Annotated in this window: 13 protein-coding genes and 2 tRNA genes; 2 read left to right on the top strand and 13 right to left on the bottom strand. The window is 38.4% G+C overall.

The features are described 5' to 3' along the window. Window positions 1-32: 32 nt before the first annotated feature. The 6 genes from AB3K24_RS01360 to sufC are packed head-to-tail and all read right to left on the bottom strand — an operon-like array spanning window position 33 to window position 5,405. A complete protein-coding gene (locus AB3K24_RS01360; protein ID WP_367973444.1) occupies window positions 33-338 on the bottom strand; it encodes a metal-sulfur cluster assembly factor in 306 nt (101 codons plus the stop codon). A gap of 1 nt (window position 339) precedes the next feature. After that, complete coding sequence (gene sufB, locus AB3K24_RS01355) at window positions 340-1,770, bottom strand: Fe-S cluster assembly protein SufB (RefSeq protein ID WP_367975521.1); 1,431 nt, start codon at window positions 1,768-1,770, stop codon at window positions 340-342. Between the two features lie 14 nt (window positions 1,771-1,784). Continuing rightward, entirely contained in the window at window positions 1,785-2,219 is a 435-nt protein-coding gene (gene sufU / locus AB3K24_RS01350; protein ID WP_367973443.1) for a Fe-S cluster assembly sulfur transfer protein SufU, read from the bottom strand. Beyond that, a complete protein-coding gene (locus AB3K24_RS01345; protein ID WP_367973442.1) occupies window positions 2,197-3,432 on the bottom strand; it encodes a cysteine desulfurase in 1,236 nt (411 codons plus the stop codon). The genes sufU and AB3K24_RS01345 overlap by 23 nt, the downstream gene beginning before the upstream one ends. Further along, window positions 3,413-4,603, bottom strand: a complete 1,191-nt coding sequence (gene sufD, locus AB3K24_RS01340; RefSeq protein ID WP_367973441.1) for a Fe-S cluster assembly protein SufD — start codon at window positions 4,601-4,603, stop codon at window positions 3,413-3,415. The genes AB3K24_RS01345 and sufD overlap by 20 nt, the downstream gene beginning before the upstream one ends. A 1-nt stretch (window position 4,604) precedes the next feature. After that, window positions 4,605-5,405, bottom strand: a complete 801-nt coding sequence (sufC, locus tag AB3K24_RS01335) for a Fe-S cluster assembly ATPase SufC (protein ID WP_367973440.1) — start codon at window positions 5,403-5,405, stop codon at window positions 4,605-4,607. A 188-nt stretch (window positions 5,406-5,593) separates the two neighbouring features. Here sufC and AB3K24_RS01330 point away from each other — a divergent pair, with 188 nt between their 5' ends. Both AB3K24_RS01330 and AB3K24_RS01325 read left to right on the top strand, forming a co-directional pair. Continuing rightward, window positions 5,594-5,980: an MmcQ/YjbR family DNA-binding protein gene (locus tag AB3K24_RS01330; protein ID WP_367973439.1), complete on the top strand. Its 387-nt coding sequence runs from the start codon at window positions 5,594-5,596 to the stop codon at window positions 5,978-5,980. 379 nt (window positions 5,981-6,359) lie between these two features. Beyond that, window positions 6,360-6,761: a transcriptional regulator gene (locus tag AB3K24_RS01325; protein WP_367973438.1), complete on the top strand. Its 402-nt coding sequence runs from the start codon at window positions 6,360-6,362 to the stop codon at window positions 6,759-6,761. 91 nt (window positions 6,762-6,852) lie between these two features. Here the strand turns inward: AB3K24_RS01325 and AB3K24_RS01320 are convergent. The 7 genes from AB3K24_RS01320 to AB3K24_RS01290 form a co-directional block, all read right to left on the bottom strand. Then, window positions 6,853-6,924: transfer RNA gene (locus tag AB3K24_RS01320), tRNA-Gln, on the bottom strand. A gap of 39 nt (window positions 6,925-6,963) precedes the next feature. After that, window positions 6,964-7,046 (bottom strand) — tRNA-Tyr (locus AB3K24_RS01315). 206 nt (window positions 7,047-7,252) lie between these two features. After that, on the bottom strand, window positions 7,253-8,986 hold the full coding sequence (locus AB3K24_RS01310) for a hypothetical protein (protein ID WP_367973437.1): 1,734 nt from the start codon (window positions 8,984-8,986) through the stop codon (window positions 7,253-7,255). A 127-nt stretch (window positions 8,987-9,113) separates the two neighbouring features. After that, window positions 9,114-11,006 (bottom strand): M13-type metalloendopeptidase, encoded by a 1,893-nt coding sequence (locus AB3K24_RS01305; protein ID WP_367973436.1) that lies wholly within the window; start codon window positions 11,004-11,006, stop codon window positions 9,114-9,116. A 121-nt stretch (window positions 11,007-11,127) separates the two neighbouring features. Beyond that, complete coding sequence (locus AB3K24_RS01300; protein ID WP_367973435.1) at window positions 11,128-12,066, bottom strand: ABC transporter ATP-binding protein; 939 nt, start codon at window positions 12,064-12,066, stop codon at window positions 11,128-11,130. Continuing rightward, the gene (locus tag AB3K24_RS01295; protein ID WP_367973434.1) at window positions 12,063-13,118 is read right to left on the bottom strand and encodes an ABC transporter ATP-binding protein; all 1,056 of its coding nucleotides are present in this window, start codon (window positions 13,116-13,118) and stop codon (window positions 12,063-12,065) included. The genes AB3K24_RS01300 and AB3K24_RS01295 overlap by 4 nt, the downstream gene beginning before the upstream one ends. A gap of 14 nt (window positions 13,119-13,132) precedes the next feature. Then, window positions 13,133-14,164 carry an ABC transporter permease gene (locus AB3K24_RS01290; protein WP_367973433.1) on the bottom strand — a complete coding sequence of 344 codons (1,032 nt, stop codon included), beginning with the start codon at window positions 14,162-14,164 and terminating at the stop codon, window positions 13,133-13,135. Window positions 14,165-14,175 lie beyond the last annotated feature (11 nt).

The following is a 14,175-nucleotide window of genomic DNA, read 5'->3' as shown; positions in this document are numbered from 1 at the left end:
CGCTTAAACACTATTGACTTTTGGATATCATTTTACAAACCTAACGACATTTTTGCATAGCGTGACATGCGTGCAATCGTCCAAGCTGGCTCCCATTGCAATACAATCTCTGTCGTTTTTACTTCTGGTAAAATTTTTAATGCCGCATCAATCATCTCTTCTAACACGCTAATTAACGGGCACCCCATCGTTGTGAGCGTCATATTAATTATTACAGCACCATCTGAATTAATTTGAACATCATTAATTAGACCTAGATTAACAATGTCAATTCTTAATTCTGGATCAATTACTGTTTCTAAGATCGCCATAATGTCTGTTATTATTTTTTCTGACATATTATCCCACCGATCCAACCATTTCAAATTTCATTAAGCGATTCAACTCGACTGCGTATTCCATTGGTAATTCTTTTGTAAAAGGCTCAATAAATCCCATGATAATCATTTCGGTGGCTTTTTCTGCGGAAATACCGCGTGTCATTAAATAATATAATTGCTCTTCAGAAACACGTGAGACCTTCGCTTCGTGTTCCATCGATACATTACCGTTTAAAATTGTATTATACGGAATTGTGTCTGCCGATGATTGATCATCAACCAAGATTGTGTCACATTCGACGTGAGCAAATGACCCATCAGATTCACGACCAAATTTGACTGTGCCACGATAATCTGTTTTCCCACCATCGTGTGCAATTGATTTTGAGATGATGGATGATGACGTGTTTTTAGCATTATGGATCATTTGTGCCCCAGAATCTAAATTAACGCCTTCACCAGCAACCGCAATTGACAACATCGTGCCCTTTGCTCCCTCACCATTTAAATAAACTGATGGATATTTCATTGTTGTTTTCGATCCAAAATTACCATCAACCCATTCCATGGTAGCATTTTCATGAGCAGACGCACGCTTTGTTTCCAACGAATACACATTATTTGACCAATTTTGAATCGTTGTGTAACGACAATAACCATCTTTTTTGACAATAACCTCGACAACGGCAGCATGTAAAGCATCGCCAGAATACATCGGTGCTGAGCAGCCTTCAACATAATCAACATGTGCCCCCTCATCAACAATAATAAGCGTGCGTTCGAATTGGCCTTCGTTTTCTGTATTTATTCGAAAATATGACTGAATCGGCGTATTGACATGAACACCTTTGGGGACATAAATAAAGGTGCCACCAGACCAAACCGCAGCATTTAAGGCGGCTAATTTATTATTTGTTGGTTTCACCAAAGAACCAAAATATTCTTTCATCAGTTCCGGATACTCTTGCACTGCCGTATCTGTGTCAGTAAAAATAATGCCTGTTTTGGCAAATTCTTCTTTCATGCGATGATATACCACTTCAGATTCATACTGTGCAGAAGATCCAGCTAACCATTTCCGCTCTGCCTCGGGGACACCTAACCGTTCAAAAGTTTCTTTTAATGTGGTTGGTACATCGTCCCAATTCCGATACTTATCGTTTGTTGGTTTATTATAGTAATAAATATCTTCGAAATGAATGTCGCTTAAATTTGGGCCCCACGTTTGCATTGGCATATTAAGATAGGTTTGATAAGCCTGTAATCGATAGTCTAACATCCATTGTGGCTCATTTTTCTTAGCAGAAATTTGACGAATAACGGTCTCATTTAATCCTTTTCCTGTCGAAAATACTGCCTTATAATCGTCTTGAAAACCTAACGCCTCAGCTTTATCAACTGTAATCGCTGCGCGAGCTTGCGCAATCGCCTCTTGTCTATCTATTGCCATCATCACACTTCCTGTCATTTTTTTATTGCTAATAATTCATCTAAAGCATGCCAAGCTAGCATGGCACATTTGATACGCGCGGGAAATTTTGTGACCCCAGATAAAATCTGTGATTCACCAATAGACTTAACATCTGCTGCTTCACCCCGCATCATTTTAGAAAATTCTGCCACTAAAGATGTAGCTTGTACACAAGTTTTTCCAGATACCAAATCACTCATCATAGACGCTGATGCTTTCGATATCACACAACCGTCGCCATAGAAATGAATATCAGTCACGCGATCATCAACGATGTCACATGCCAAATCGATTATATCGCCACAAGTTGGATTATATTTTTGTATATGATAAGTTTCTTGTGCTAACATTGGGCGAAAATGATGTGGGTATTGGCCATATGACATGATTGTTTGACGATATAAATTATCTAAATTGTGTAAACTCACGGTTAAAATACTCCTTAATTTTTTTAAGTGCCGCAATCAATTGATCAATTTCTTCACGAGTATTGTATAGATAGAAACTTACACGTACTGTTGCTGCAACGCCTAAATATTGCATAAGCGGTTGTGCACAATGATGCCCTGCTCGCACTTCGATACCTTCTTGATCCAGCGCTGTTGCTAAATCATGTGCATGCACACCAGACATATTAAATGCAATCACACCTGTATGATGCGCACTATCTTGTGGCCCGTAGACAGTAATGCCTGGGACACTTTTGAGTTGTGATAGTGCGTAGGTGACTAATTCATGCTCATATTTTGTCACGTCTGCCATACCAATACGAGTCAGATAATCAATGGCAGCACCTAGCCCAATAGCACCGGCGATATTGGGTGTACCCGCTTCAAAACGCCAAGGTATTGGTTGAAATGTCGCCTCATGCAAACCTACGCGTTCAATCATTTCACCACCATATTGTGCTGGCATCATTTTTTCTAATAATTCGCTTTTACCGTATAATACGCCGATGCCCGTTGGTCCCAGCATTTTATGACCTGAAAAAACAAAAAAATCAACAGCCATATCTTGTACATTGACTGCCATATGAGGCGCTGATTGTGCGCCATCTGCAATTATAATAGCGCCATGTTCATGGGCCATTTCGGCGAGCAACTTAATGGGATTAACAACGCCTAGAACATTGGAAGCATGTGTCACTGCAACTATTTTCGTTTTGTTAGTCATTTTTTGTTCAGCGTCAGCTAAATTTAGCGTGCCATCATTATTAAGACCAATGTATTTCAAATTTGCCCCAACACGTTGTGCCAATTGTTGCCACGGTACGATATTTGAATGATGTTCCATATATGATAAGAGAATTTCATCCCCTGGTTTAATCTGATCAACACCATATGTGCTTGCCAACCAATTTAATGATTCAGTTGTGCCACGCGTAAATAAAATTTCTGTCCGTTTTTCGGCATGAATAAAGGTTTGCACTTTATCGCGTGCCTGTTCATATTGTTCGGTTGCACGTTGTGACAGGTCATAAATACCACGATGAACATTCGCATTATCATTTTGATAATATTTCACCAAGGCATTAATCATAGCTTGCGGCTTTTGCGATGTCGCTGCATTATCCAAATAAATCATTTGTTGCCCATTAATTTTTTGATTTAAAATCGGGAAATCAGATCTCATCGTCTTCATATTGTAACTTTCTTTCTATTTCTGCCATGACTTTTTGTTGGGCTGCCTGAGTTGGCATTTTAGTTAAGACTTCTCCCATAAAGCCACGAATAACTAATTTTCGCGCCATTTTTTCACTGATGCCACGGCTCATTAAATAATACATTTGATTGGCATCCACACGGCCCACAGAAGCAGCATGTCCTGCTGTCACATCATTTTCATCAATCAGCAATAACGGATTGGCATCTCCTCTCGCTCGCCGCGATAGCATCAATACACGTGATTCTTGTTGTGCGTCTGATCCTTTGGCACCTTTAATTATTTTACCAATGCCATTAAATACCAAGGTTGAGCGATTTAAAATGACCCCGCGTTGAAAAATATGACCAACAGTATGACGCCCTTTATTTAGGACAGTTGTGACTAGACCTTGTGTTTGCTTTTTTTTCGTCAATCCAATGACATTAGCATGCGATGTCGCCCCTTCACCGTTTAATTGACTAGCTACTCGTATCACAACATTACCATCATTAAATTCAGCATTTTGCCAATCAACAGTGGCATGATCTCTGACTATGACTTCCCGGTTAATGAATGCTGTTGTCTGTTCCCCTAAAGAATCAATATTAGCGTAAGTCACCTGTGCACCAACATTAGCCAATGCTTCAATGACCACAGAGGCCTTTGTTTTTTCAGAACCAATCGTATACATTTCTTGCAGAATAGTAACCTTTGCATGCGCACCGATATAAACAAAAACCCGAGCCACAAAATCTTGACCTGACGTAGCTAAATGATTCAATGTCAAATGTAAAACATCATCAAATTGCACATATTCTGGAATATATACAAATATACCAGTATTAAATTGCTCATAATTTTGAGCAGATAAACGATCAGCGCGTTTTGAAATAACACTACCAATAAGCTTTTTAACTAAGTTGCCATACGTTATTTGCGCTTGTTTCATCCCCATTACAATGACGCCTTGTGCTATCATCTCTTTCGACAAATGCTGATACGTAGTCGCTTGTCCACTCACTTCGATGCCACTGGTAGGGTTCTGCATAAAATAAGTTGTTTTAGTATTTTCTGTAGCCGGTGTTAAGTCATCAAGTTGCCAAGCATGATATCTGACTTTAGCAAATTCTGGCAATGGTAAAGACGCTAGTGCAATATTATCAACCATATTAGTCCGCCACAAAATACGAATTTGTTTCTTCGTCTGTCAGGTGAATAGCCAAACCAAGTTCATCTCGCAAACCTGCGTATCCTTCGGCTTCTAATTTTTTCGCTAAACTTGCATCACCTGTTTTAACAATTTTGCCACCCATCATCACATGAACAAAATCAGGCACAATGTAGTCCAGTAAACGTTGGTAGTGCGTAATCATCAGTGTGCCAAATTCACTGGAACGCATACTGTTAACACCGCGTGAAACAACTTTTAAAGCGTCGATATCTAATCCAGAATCAATTTCATCCAAAATGGCAATTTGTGGTTCAATCATCATCATCTGTAAAATTTCATTTCGCTTTTTTTCACCACCAGAGAACCCTTCATTGAGATAGCGTTCCGCCATTTCTTCAGTCATCGCCAAAAATTCACGCTTCTCATCTAGTTTTTCAATAAATGACATCACATTAATTTGATCATCTTCAGGACGCCGCGCATTAATTGCCGCACGCATAAATTCAGCATTGGTGACACCTTGAATTTCTGAGGGGTATTGCATAGCCAAAAATAATCCTGCGCGTGCGCGCTCATCAACTGACATTTCAGCTAAATTTTGATCACCTATGTAAATATTACCTTGGGTGACTTGATATGCGGGATGTCCCATAATTGTTTGCGACAATGTTGATTTTCCAGTACCATTGGGTCCCATAATTGCATGTATTTCACCTGTATTAACAATCAAATCGACACCTTTTAAAATTTCTTTACCGGCTACTGAAACATGTAAATTTTCGACTTTTAATGTTGTCATATTATATATCCTTTTTTCGCTGATTAATCTTATTCAGCATGCTTTCATTTTTATGAAATTTTACACTCATGTATACATTATCATTTATTAAATCGATTCCATAAGTTGCCAACATCATAGCATATTTATAGTTTTTAAGCGACATTTGATATAATAAACATAAACTAAAAGTTCGAGGATACTCACTTATGATTAATCAAGCAGTCATTGCACGGATAAAGCACTTTCAAAAATTTGGAGATAGTTTACCCCATGCCAAAGTGTACTTTCGTGAGGATTGGAACACAATTTATTTTGACATTTCTGGAAAAATGTTTGGATTGATGTCTCCTACTGCATCTGAAAAGTCAATTATTACATTAAAAGGTGATCCAAACTCTAATATTGAACTGCGTGAGATGTATTCTGATATTACTGAAGGCTATTATGCAAATAAAAAACATTGGAACTCGATTAAGCTCATAACATCAGCATTATCAGATCAAGAAATCGAAAAGATGATTACGCATTCCTATAAACTTGTGTATAAAAATTTACCGCTTTCTGTTCGCAAGGCATTTACGGAATCAGATTAATTTTATCGATAATATGCTTTGCATGCCTGAATCACATCAAAATAGTCGGTAAATAGCAGATATTTAATCAGGGAACTGTCACTGAACGCCAAAAAATTGATCAGGGCGGTAAATGAGTTTTTAATTCATTAATATTTAATACATATTTACAAATTATTACTAAAGCTGTACACTTTAGGTATTTTAAAAGGAGGTACTCTCATGATAGCAGTAATAATTGACTTTTTCGTCGGGCTATTTGGTGCTTTTTCAAGTGGCCTCATGCACAATGATTGGAAAAAGAACAAAGGAAAAGACAAGGAAACATAGCCAATACCATTGATTAATGATTAATAAGTTCAAATATATTATAAAAACATACTAACTAGGCGGTTTTAGAATGAAATTTTCAATAGTAGATTCCGAAAAAACAAATAATTTTACAGACCCAACTATTCAAACTAAAATAATGTCACTGTGGGAAAATAATGGTTTAATCATTGGAAAGGTTTTAAAAGAAGGATTAACAGTTACGTGTGTATATCATGACTATCAAACTAACTATAAAGGTGACTATACTGTATCTTTGTGTCAAGAAGACATGACTAACGGTATTTTTGATACTTCAAAATATCAGTGGCAAGCGTATAAAGTAGACATCAATGACAAGCTGGGTGTTATTAACACATGGCAAAAAATTTGGTCAGATGAAGAAAATCATAAAATCAACAGAGTATACGCCTTTGATTTTGAGCAGTATAAACCCAACGGTGAAATAAGTATCGTAGTTGCTATTTTCTAATTCTGAATCTACATCAATAAACTGAAACCGGTTACTATAATTAATTGACACAAAAAAAGGAATCCAAATTGGATTCCTTTTTTAATTTATATTGCCCCTGCTGGATTCGAACCAGCGCATAGCGGTACCAAAAACCACTGCCTTACCACTTGGCGAAGGGGCAATAGTTAATCTTTTTAGCCGTTAACTATTAAATCGGCTATGGGAGCGGTAGGATTCGAACCTACGAACCCGAAGGAACGGAGTTACAGTCCGTCGCGTTTAGCCAGACTTCGCTACACTCCCATATCTCAAACAACTATATAATAATACCAAATTTTTTAAGACTTGGCAAGCCTTTTACTAATTTGTGACTTTTTTTATAATTTTAGACAGCAGTAAGGCTAAAAACGCAACATAAAAAGCGCGATGTGTCTGACACCACGCCGACAGAACAGATGTTAGCTTGGTATCATTTTTCATAGCGCTTTTTTTAGCAAGATTCAAAATATTTATGTGCGTTTTTTAAAGTATGTGAATACGCTACCCAACAGCAACACAACAGTAGTAATAGCAGATATCGTAATGGCTATACGATGTAACAACGTTTTATGATAGGTTAGACGAATTGTTCGATTACCTTGTGAAGCAACCGTTAACTTGCCTGCAATCGTTGTGATGGGCAAATTGCGATTACGATTTCCAGTTGCTTGCCAACCCTTATAATTAGTCATTGGTAGCACAATTTGTTTGGCTGATGTCGGCACATTCGCCACAGTAAAGACATAGCCCTTGTGTGTTAATCGTAAAGAACTTAGTTTACCGTCAACGTAAATACGCGTGGCATCTCTGACATCTCCCCAACTTGCCACTTGATAATCATTTATAAATTTAACCCGACCTTGCCCTAAATAATCCTTACTACCCAATGGTAATTGATAATAACGCTGAATTTGGTAATCAAAATCAGCATTAGACACTGTTTTTGGTAAAAGTTTTTTACCTACTTGGTAATTAGCAATATCTGTCCCGCCATTATAATAAGTTGTTACCTGCATTTTCCATGCACTAAACACTGCTAATACAATCCCTGTCACAAATAACCAATTAATAGTTTTCTGCTTTAATATGCCTGTCTCACTAAAGCTTTCCAAGCCTTCGATAACAAACAGTAGCGCCAACAACATAATAATTGGATAAAAACGTCCCATCATTTGAAAGACATGTAACGGTGTTTTAGCTAAAATTTCTGTTGGTGTGTAAAAAACTGTAATCAGGCTAATTGCCAACCAGCAACCAATTATCTGAACGCGATTAGAAAATGATCGTGTGTATAACAACCCCAAAACAACTACAATGCTCATCACGCAGACAAAAACACCAATAGGTATTGCGGTCCAATTTAACGTTGCTCGATTACTGATTGACGATGAAATCGAATCCCAAATATTGGCTGCCTGAAAAAAAACATTTGCCCCGGCAATTTTATCTGACAAAACCTGTTGCAAAAACGGCATAACATAAAAAGCAGACAGTAATAGTGTTAGTATGCCAGTTTTGACTAACCGCCACAATTTTTCTATTGTCGCTTGTTTTTTATACAAAAATACAATAAACATTATTGTCAGAACAATGAGAAGCAAAAGTGCAGACAACACATGGTTAGTCACAGTTATTGTACTCACCACACTGGCAAAAAGCCAACTTTTACGCGTCGTAAACATGATGGCATAAAAAGCAGCTAATACAGCTGGAAATAGTAAAATACCAATCAATTCACCAGGCAGTCCCCGCACCTTTATTTGGCCAAATGTGACCGGCGCCAATACATATAACGTGCTAAAAGCAAAAGACTTTAAGCGTGCACGACTACCTGTAAAAAATAATGATCCAGCGTAATAGTTTAAACTCATAGCAGTAGTTAATAATATGATATAACCAGCAAGTACAGCGGTCACCGCATGGTGTGTCAAAAAGTAAATCATTGCTACGAGATAGGTAAAGGAATAGCCATAAAACAAATTAACGCCATAACCGTTTTGACCAAAGGTGTATGCAGAAACGTCAGGTAGCCATTTACCATTCTCAAACCCCTTTGTTAATTCATACATACGAGATAAATGGAAAGGTACATCCCATGAATTCATATACATTGTCTGCTTAACAAGTTGTGGTCCCATGCTTACAATTGCTAAAATCAAAAATATAAGCAGTAATTGCCACCATGTTATTTTTTTCAAGTGCATTTTTTTCTCCCAAAAAAGTATAATAAGACACTATTATACACGTTATAGGACCATAAAAAATGAATATATTAATTTTTTATGAACAAAACCATGATGACTATTAAAAACGACCTGTTTGCTAGTGTTTTTACCAAATTTGAACACGTTCGCCTGCCGCTAACCACATGTCATCATCAGGTTGCACGTCAAAGGCTTCAAAAAAGTCATCAAAATTTTTAACTTGTACGTTAACGCGCAGTGCAGCTGGACCATGGGGATCAGACGCAGCCAACAAACGCATATATTCTGGACGCGCTTTCATACGCCAAATAGTTGCCCAACTTTCAAAAAAGGCTACAGCTGAGAACTCAGCATCTAATTTAGCAGCTGCTAATGCCGCAGCTAAGCCACCCAAATCCGCAACATTTTCTGATACAGTTAACTTACCGTTCACTTTGACACCATATGAATCAAGCCCATCAAATTGCGAGACAACTTGATCTGTGCGTAATTTAAATGCCGCAAAATCGTCATCTGTCCACCAATTATTGAGACTACCAAACTCATCAAAAGAAGCCCCATTTGTATCAAATGCATGAGAAATCTCGTGAGCGATAACTGCACCAATCCCACCATAATTAGCTGATGACGATTGTTGCAAACTATAAAATGGTGCTTGCAAAATAGCCGCTGGAAAAACAATTTGATTTTGTTGTGGATCGTAATATGCATTCACCAAATGTGCCGGCATATGCCACTCACTGCGATCAACTGGCTGGTGCCATTGTGACCATGTATGCGCAATTTCAATTTGTCTAAACTGCGTTGCTATGTCAAACAACGTCATTCCCGGTTGCACGATTTTTTTATACAAGCGCTCTGGTAATTTCTCTGGATAACCAATGTGCGGTACGATTGTGTTGAGTTTGGTCACTGCTTTTTGACGTGTTGCATTATCAAGCCATTGATTAGCTTGTAAACGTTGTTTGAACACCTCAATCATTGTTGCCACTTTATTTTCAACATCTGCCTTGGCTTCTGGTGAAAATTTTTGTTGTGCATAGTAAACACCAATCGCTTGATTAAACGGTTGTGCAGCCAAATAGACAGCCGCTTTTTCAGCAGCCATGGCTTCTGGTAACCCCGTCAACTCACGTTGGTACTGACCGCCTAAAACACGCAGTTCGTCAGATAAATAACTGGTAAATTGATTAGCTACCGTTACAATGAGATAAGCCTGCAATAATGGCCAAGCTTTCTCTGAATAAAATTGATCAGCTGCAGCCCAAAAACGTTCTTCTGGTATGATAATTTTATCTGGTTTTTGACCAATTAATTCAGTTAGAATATCATTCAATGGTAATTCTGGTGCTAAACTTGTAAATTTCTGCCAATCATATGGATGATATAACTTGGCATACTCATGATTCTCTTCTTGACTCAAGACAACCTTAGCAGCGCGCGCATCTAGTGCGAGATACTGATCGATTAATTTAGTCGTTTCAGATTTTGAAAAACCAAAATGCGGTAATAGGCTTTCTTGTTCTTCACGGAACTTAGCTAATAACATTTCGCCTTGCGCATGCCCTTTTTCATAGTAGGTTGTATCTGGTAAAAGAATACTTAAGGCGCCAGCCCATAACACATTTGTTTGCGCATCTTTAAAATCCGGTTCAACACCTAACGGTAAGACATTGGGGAAACCCAATTTTTCTAATTCAACAATATGGCTCGCAAAATCCGAAAATGACGTATAACTTTGATACTTTTCAATCAACGGCTGCACAGGTGTTGTCCCTAATTCATTTCGTGTTTTTGTATCAGCTGCCAAACGATGATATGCGATGAAATTTTTCAAAATCGACGTTTCAGGTACATCGACTCCTTTTTGCCAATTTTTGGCTGTTGTCACCAACCATTGCTCAATTTCATCAGACAAGTCGCTAAAGCCACCCGTGCGTGGTTTGTCATCAGGAATGACTGCCGTTTGCTCCCAGTCACCATTAATCGCATCATAAAAATCATCTTGTAAACGTACCATATTACCCTACTTTCTCATTAATAACTCATATTAATTATACACATTTTTCATTTTAATTTCACGTTGATAGGCACTATAAAAGCTGTCATAAATTTAAATATCCATGACAGCTTTAAATGATTTATTTACTTTGTTGTGATTTGTATAACGCCACTTCTTCAGCTGTTGCCAAAACAAAATGTCCTGGGTTTGCTTCAATCATATGACGCTTTTTTCCATCTGTTTCAACCGTTGTATCATATTCGATATGTTGCCGCAAATTTTCAGCTTCTGGATCTGGCACTGGAATAGCAGATAACAAGCTTTTAGTGTATGGATGCAGCGGATGGTTATACACGGCATCGGCTGAGCCAATCTCAAGTAACTTGCCCCAATGCATAACACCAATACGATCAGAAATATACTTCACCATTGATAAATCATGGGCAATGAATAGATAAGTTAATGAATGCTTCTTCTGTAATTCTTTCATTAAGTTCACAACTTGTGCTTGGATAGAAACATCCAATGCTGAAATAGGTTCATCAGCTATGATGAATTTAGGATCAACTGCCAACGCACGTGCAATACCAATACGTTGTCTTTGACCACCTGAAAATTCATGTGGATAACGTGATGCGTGATCTTCATTTAAGCCAACAAGTTTCAATAATTGTTGTACTTTCTCATCACGTTCTAGCTTAGTTTTTGCTAATTTGTTGATATCAATACCTTCAGCAATAATGTCACGTACTTTCATACGCCCATTTAAACTCGCTTGCGGATCTTGGAAAATCATTTGAGCATTTTTACGAAATTCTAATAATGGCTTTCCCTTCAAGTGGGTCACATCTTCGCCATTAAACAAGATTTCACCAGCAGTTGGTTCATGCAATTTCAAGATAGCACGGCCAATCGTTGTCTTTCCAGAACCTGATTCGCCAACTAAGCCAAAGATTTCACCTTCGTAAATATCAAACGTTACATGGTCAATGGCGCGAACTTCATTAGCTTTCCCTTTATTAAAATAAAGTTGCAAATCTTTGATTTCAACTAACTTCTTTGGTGTCACATCAGTCATGAATGCGCCTCCTGTGCTTGAATTTCTCGCCATCGTGCCCACCGCTTTTGAATTTGTACCGGTGGCGTCACCTTCGGTGAACGTTCATCAAGCAACCAAGTCGCTGCATAATGTGTATCACTGACACGAAAGAATGGGGGTTCTTCTTTTAAATCAATGGCTAAGGCATAAACGTTACGTGAGGCAAAGGCATCCCCAGTTGGTGGGTCCAATAAGTCTGGTGGTGTGCCAGGAATCGCTACCAGAGAACCGACTTTGGTATCTGTTGTTGGCATAGAATTTAATAATCCCCAAGTATAGGGATGTTGTGGATTAAAGTAAATCTCATCAACTGTGCCATATTCAACAATTTTACCGGCATACATCACTGCCACACGGTTGGCCATACCCGCAACAACGCCCAAATCATGCGTAATAAAAATAATTGAACTACCTGTATCTTTTTGTAATTCTTTCATTAATTTCAAAATTTGTGCCTGAATTGTGACATCTAACGCGGTCGTTGGTTCATCAGCAATCAAAATTTCAGGATCTACGGCCAACGCAATGGCAATAACCGCACGTTGCCGCATACCACCAGACCATTGATGTGGATAATCATTAATATGTTCTTCGGCATTGGGAATACCAACACCCTTCATCAACTCTAACGCACGTGCCAGCGCGAGTTCTTTTTTCATTTTACGATGTTTCATCAGAGGTTCAGCGATTTGCATCCCGATTTTCATCGTTGGATCTAGGCTAGTCATGGGATCTTGAAAAATCATAGCAATTTCGTTGCCACGCACAGATTGCCATTCTTCTTCCTTCAAATCAAGTAAATTACGCCCTTTAAATATTAAGCGTGAATTATCTGGAATTAAGGCATTTTTAGCATTCAGACCCATTAATGTTTTTGTCGTGACTGACTTCCCTGAACCAGATTCACCAACAATGGCCAAAGTTTCACCTTTGTTTAGATCAAACGATACGTCACGTATTGCTTGCACTGTTCCTGCATACGTATTGAAGTTTACGTGCAAATTTTCAACTTTTAAAATTGGATTACTCATAATCTGCACACCTCTTAGTCTTCACTCGCACGTGGGTCAAAAGCATCACGTAACCCATCACCTAAAAGAATGAAGGCTAATGATACCAAAACCAACACTGCTGATGGAATTAATATTTGATAAGGATAGAATTGCAACATTGCTTGTGCATCAGAAATCAATGATCCCAAAGATGCAGTCGGCGGCTTGACACCCAAGTTGATTGCAGACAACACCGCTTCAAACATAATTGCAGTTGGTACTGTCATCATAATTTGAACAATAATAGTCCCTGCCATATTTGGAATCAAGTGTTTGATTGCAATTTTAAATGAACTTTCGCCCAATGATTTGGCTGCCAAAACGTAATCACGTTCTTTCAGTGTTAGCGTCATGTTACGTACTTGACGCGCCATGCCGAGCCAGCCTGTCATAGCAATGGCTAAGATAATTGCTAGCACACCGCCACCTAATAACAGGCCAAGCATGGTGACAATAATCAAGTTTGGAATAGAAGATAAGATTTCAATAATACGTTGCATGACATTATCAATCCAACCGCCTTTCCAACCTGCAAAGACGCCATAGGCGACACCAACAAATAAATCAATCAAAGTCGCAACAATCGCAACCAACAATGAAATACGCAGACCAACAGTCACACGCTTAGCGACTGAACGACCGATGTTGTCTGTCCCTAAAATAAACTTCTCATTTGCAGGCACACCTTGTGAGTCATAGACATTAGTAACTGTTGTATCACCAGGTGCTTTGATTTTACCATTCCAACCAGGGATTGGTAAGCCCGAGTTAGGCGGTAAATTCTTATACACGCCAACTTTGTCAGAGTTAAATGCATTCGCATTTTTTTGTGGCACAAAGATATTTGATAAGACCGCAAAAGTCAAAATAAATACTAAGAACCACAGTGAGATAACCGCAAGTTTGTTAAGCTTGAGGCGACGCCAGGCATCTTGCCAAAATGACAAGGCCGGCTTTGAGATATGTTCGTTGGCTTCAGAGTTTTGTACGCCAACGATGACAAAATCTTCAGTATTTGCTGCCATCATAAGCCTCC

The sequence above is a fragment of the Leuconostoc aquikimchii genome (assembly GCF_040838325.1).
Taxonomy (GTDB): domain Bacteria; phylum Bacillota; class Bacilli; order Lactobacillales; family Lactobacillaceae; genus Leuconostoc; species Leuconostoc aquikimchii.
This window is presented reverse-complemented; position numbering and strand designations above follow the sequence as displayed.

What these genes read in the sequence shown, in the direction of transcription:
- AB3K24_RS01360 (WP_367973444.1), bottom strand. Translation starts at nt 338, where the DNA reads ATGTCAGAAAAAATAATAACAGACATTATGGCGATCTTAGAAACAGTA.
- sufB (WP_367975521.1), bottom strand. Translation starts at nt 1,770, where the DNA reads ATGGCAATAGATAGACAAGAGGCGATTGCGCAAGCTCGCGCAGCGATT.
- AB3K24_RS01345 (WP_367973442.1), bottom strand. Translation starts at nt 3,432, where the DNA reads ATGAAGACGATGAGATCTGATTTCCCGATTTTAAATCAAAAAATTAAT.
- sufD (WP_367973441.1), bottom strand. Translation starts at nt 4,603, where the DNA reads ATGGTTGATAATATTGCACTAGCGTCTTTACCATTGCCAGAATTTGCT.
- sufC (WP_367973440.1), bottom strand. Translation starts at nt 5,405, where the DNA reads ATGACAACATTAAAAGTCGAAAATTTACATGTTTCAGTAGCCGGTAAA.
- AB3K24_RS01330 (WP_367973439.1), top strand. Translation starts at nt 5,594, where the DNA reads ATGATTAATCAAGCAGTCATTGCACGGATAAAGCACTTTCAAAAATTT.
- AB3K24_RS01325 (WP_367973438.1), top strand. Translation starts at nt 6,360, where the DNA reads ATGAAATTTTCAATAGTAGATTCCGAAAAAACAAATAATTTTACAGAC.
- AB3K24_RS01310 (WP_367973437.1), bottom strand. Translation starts at nt 8,986, where the DNA reads ATGCACTTGAAAAAAATAACATGGTGGCAATTACTGCTTATATTTTTG.
- AB3K24_RS01305 (WP_367973436.1), bottom strand. Translation starts at nt 11,006, where the DNA reads ATGGTACGTTTACAAGATGATTTTTATGATGCGATTAATGGTGACTGG.
- AB3K24_RS01300 (WP_367973435.1), bottom strand. Translation starts at nt 12,066, where the DNA reads ATGACTGATGTGACACCAAAGAAGTTAGTTGAAATCAAAGATTTGCAA.
- AB3K24_RS01295 (WP_367973434.1), bottom strand. Translation starts at nt 13,118, where the DNA reads ATGAGTAATCCAATTTTAAAAGTTGAAAATTTGCACGTAAACTTCAAT.
- AB3K24_RS01290 (WP_367973433.1), bottom strand. Translation starts at nt 14,164, where the DNA reads ATGGCAGCAAATACTGAAGATTTTGTCATCGTTGGCGTACAAAACTCT.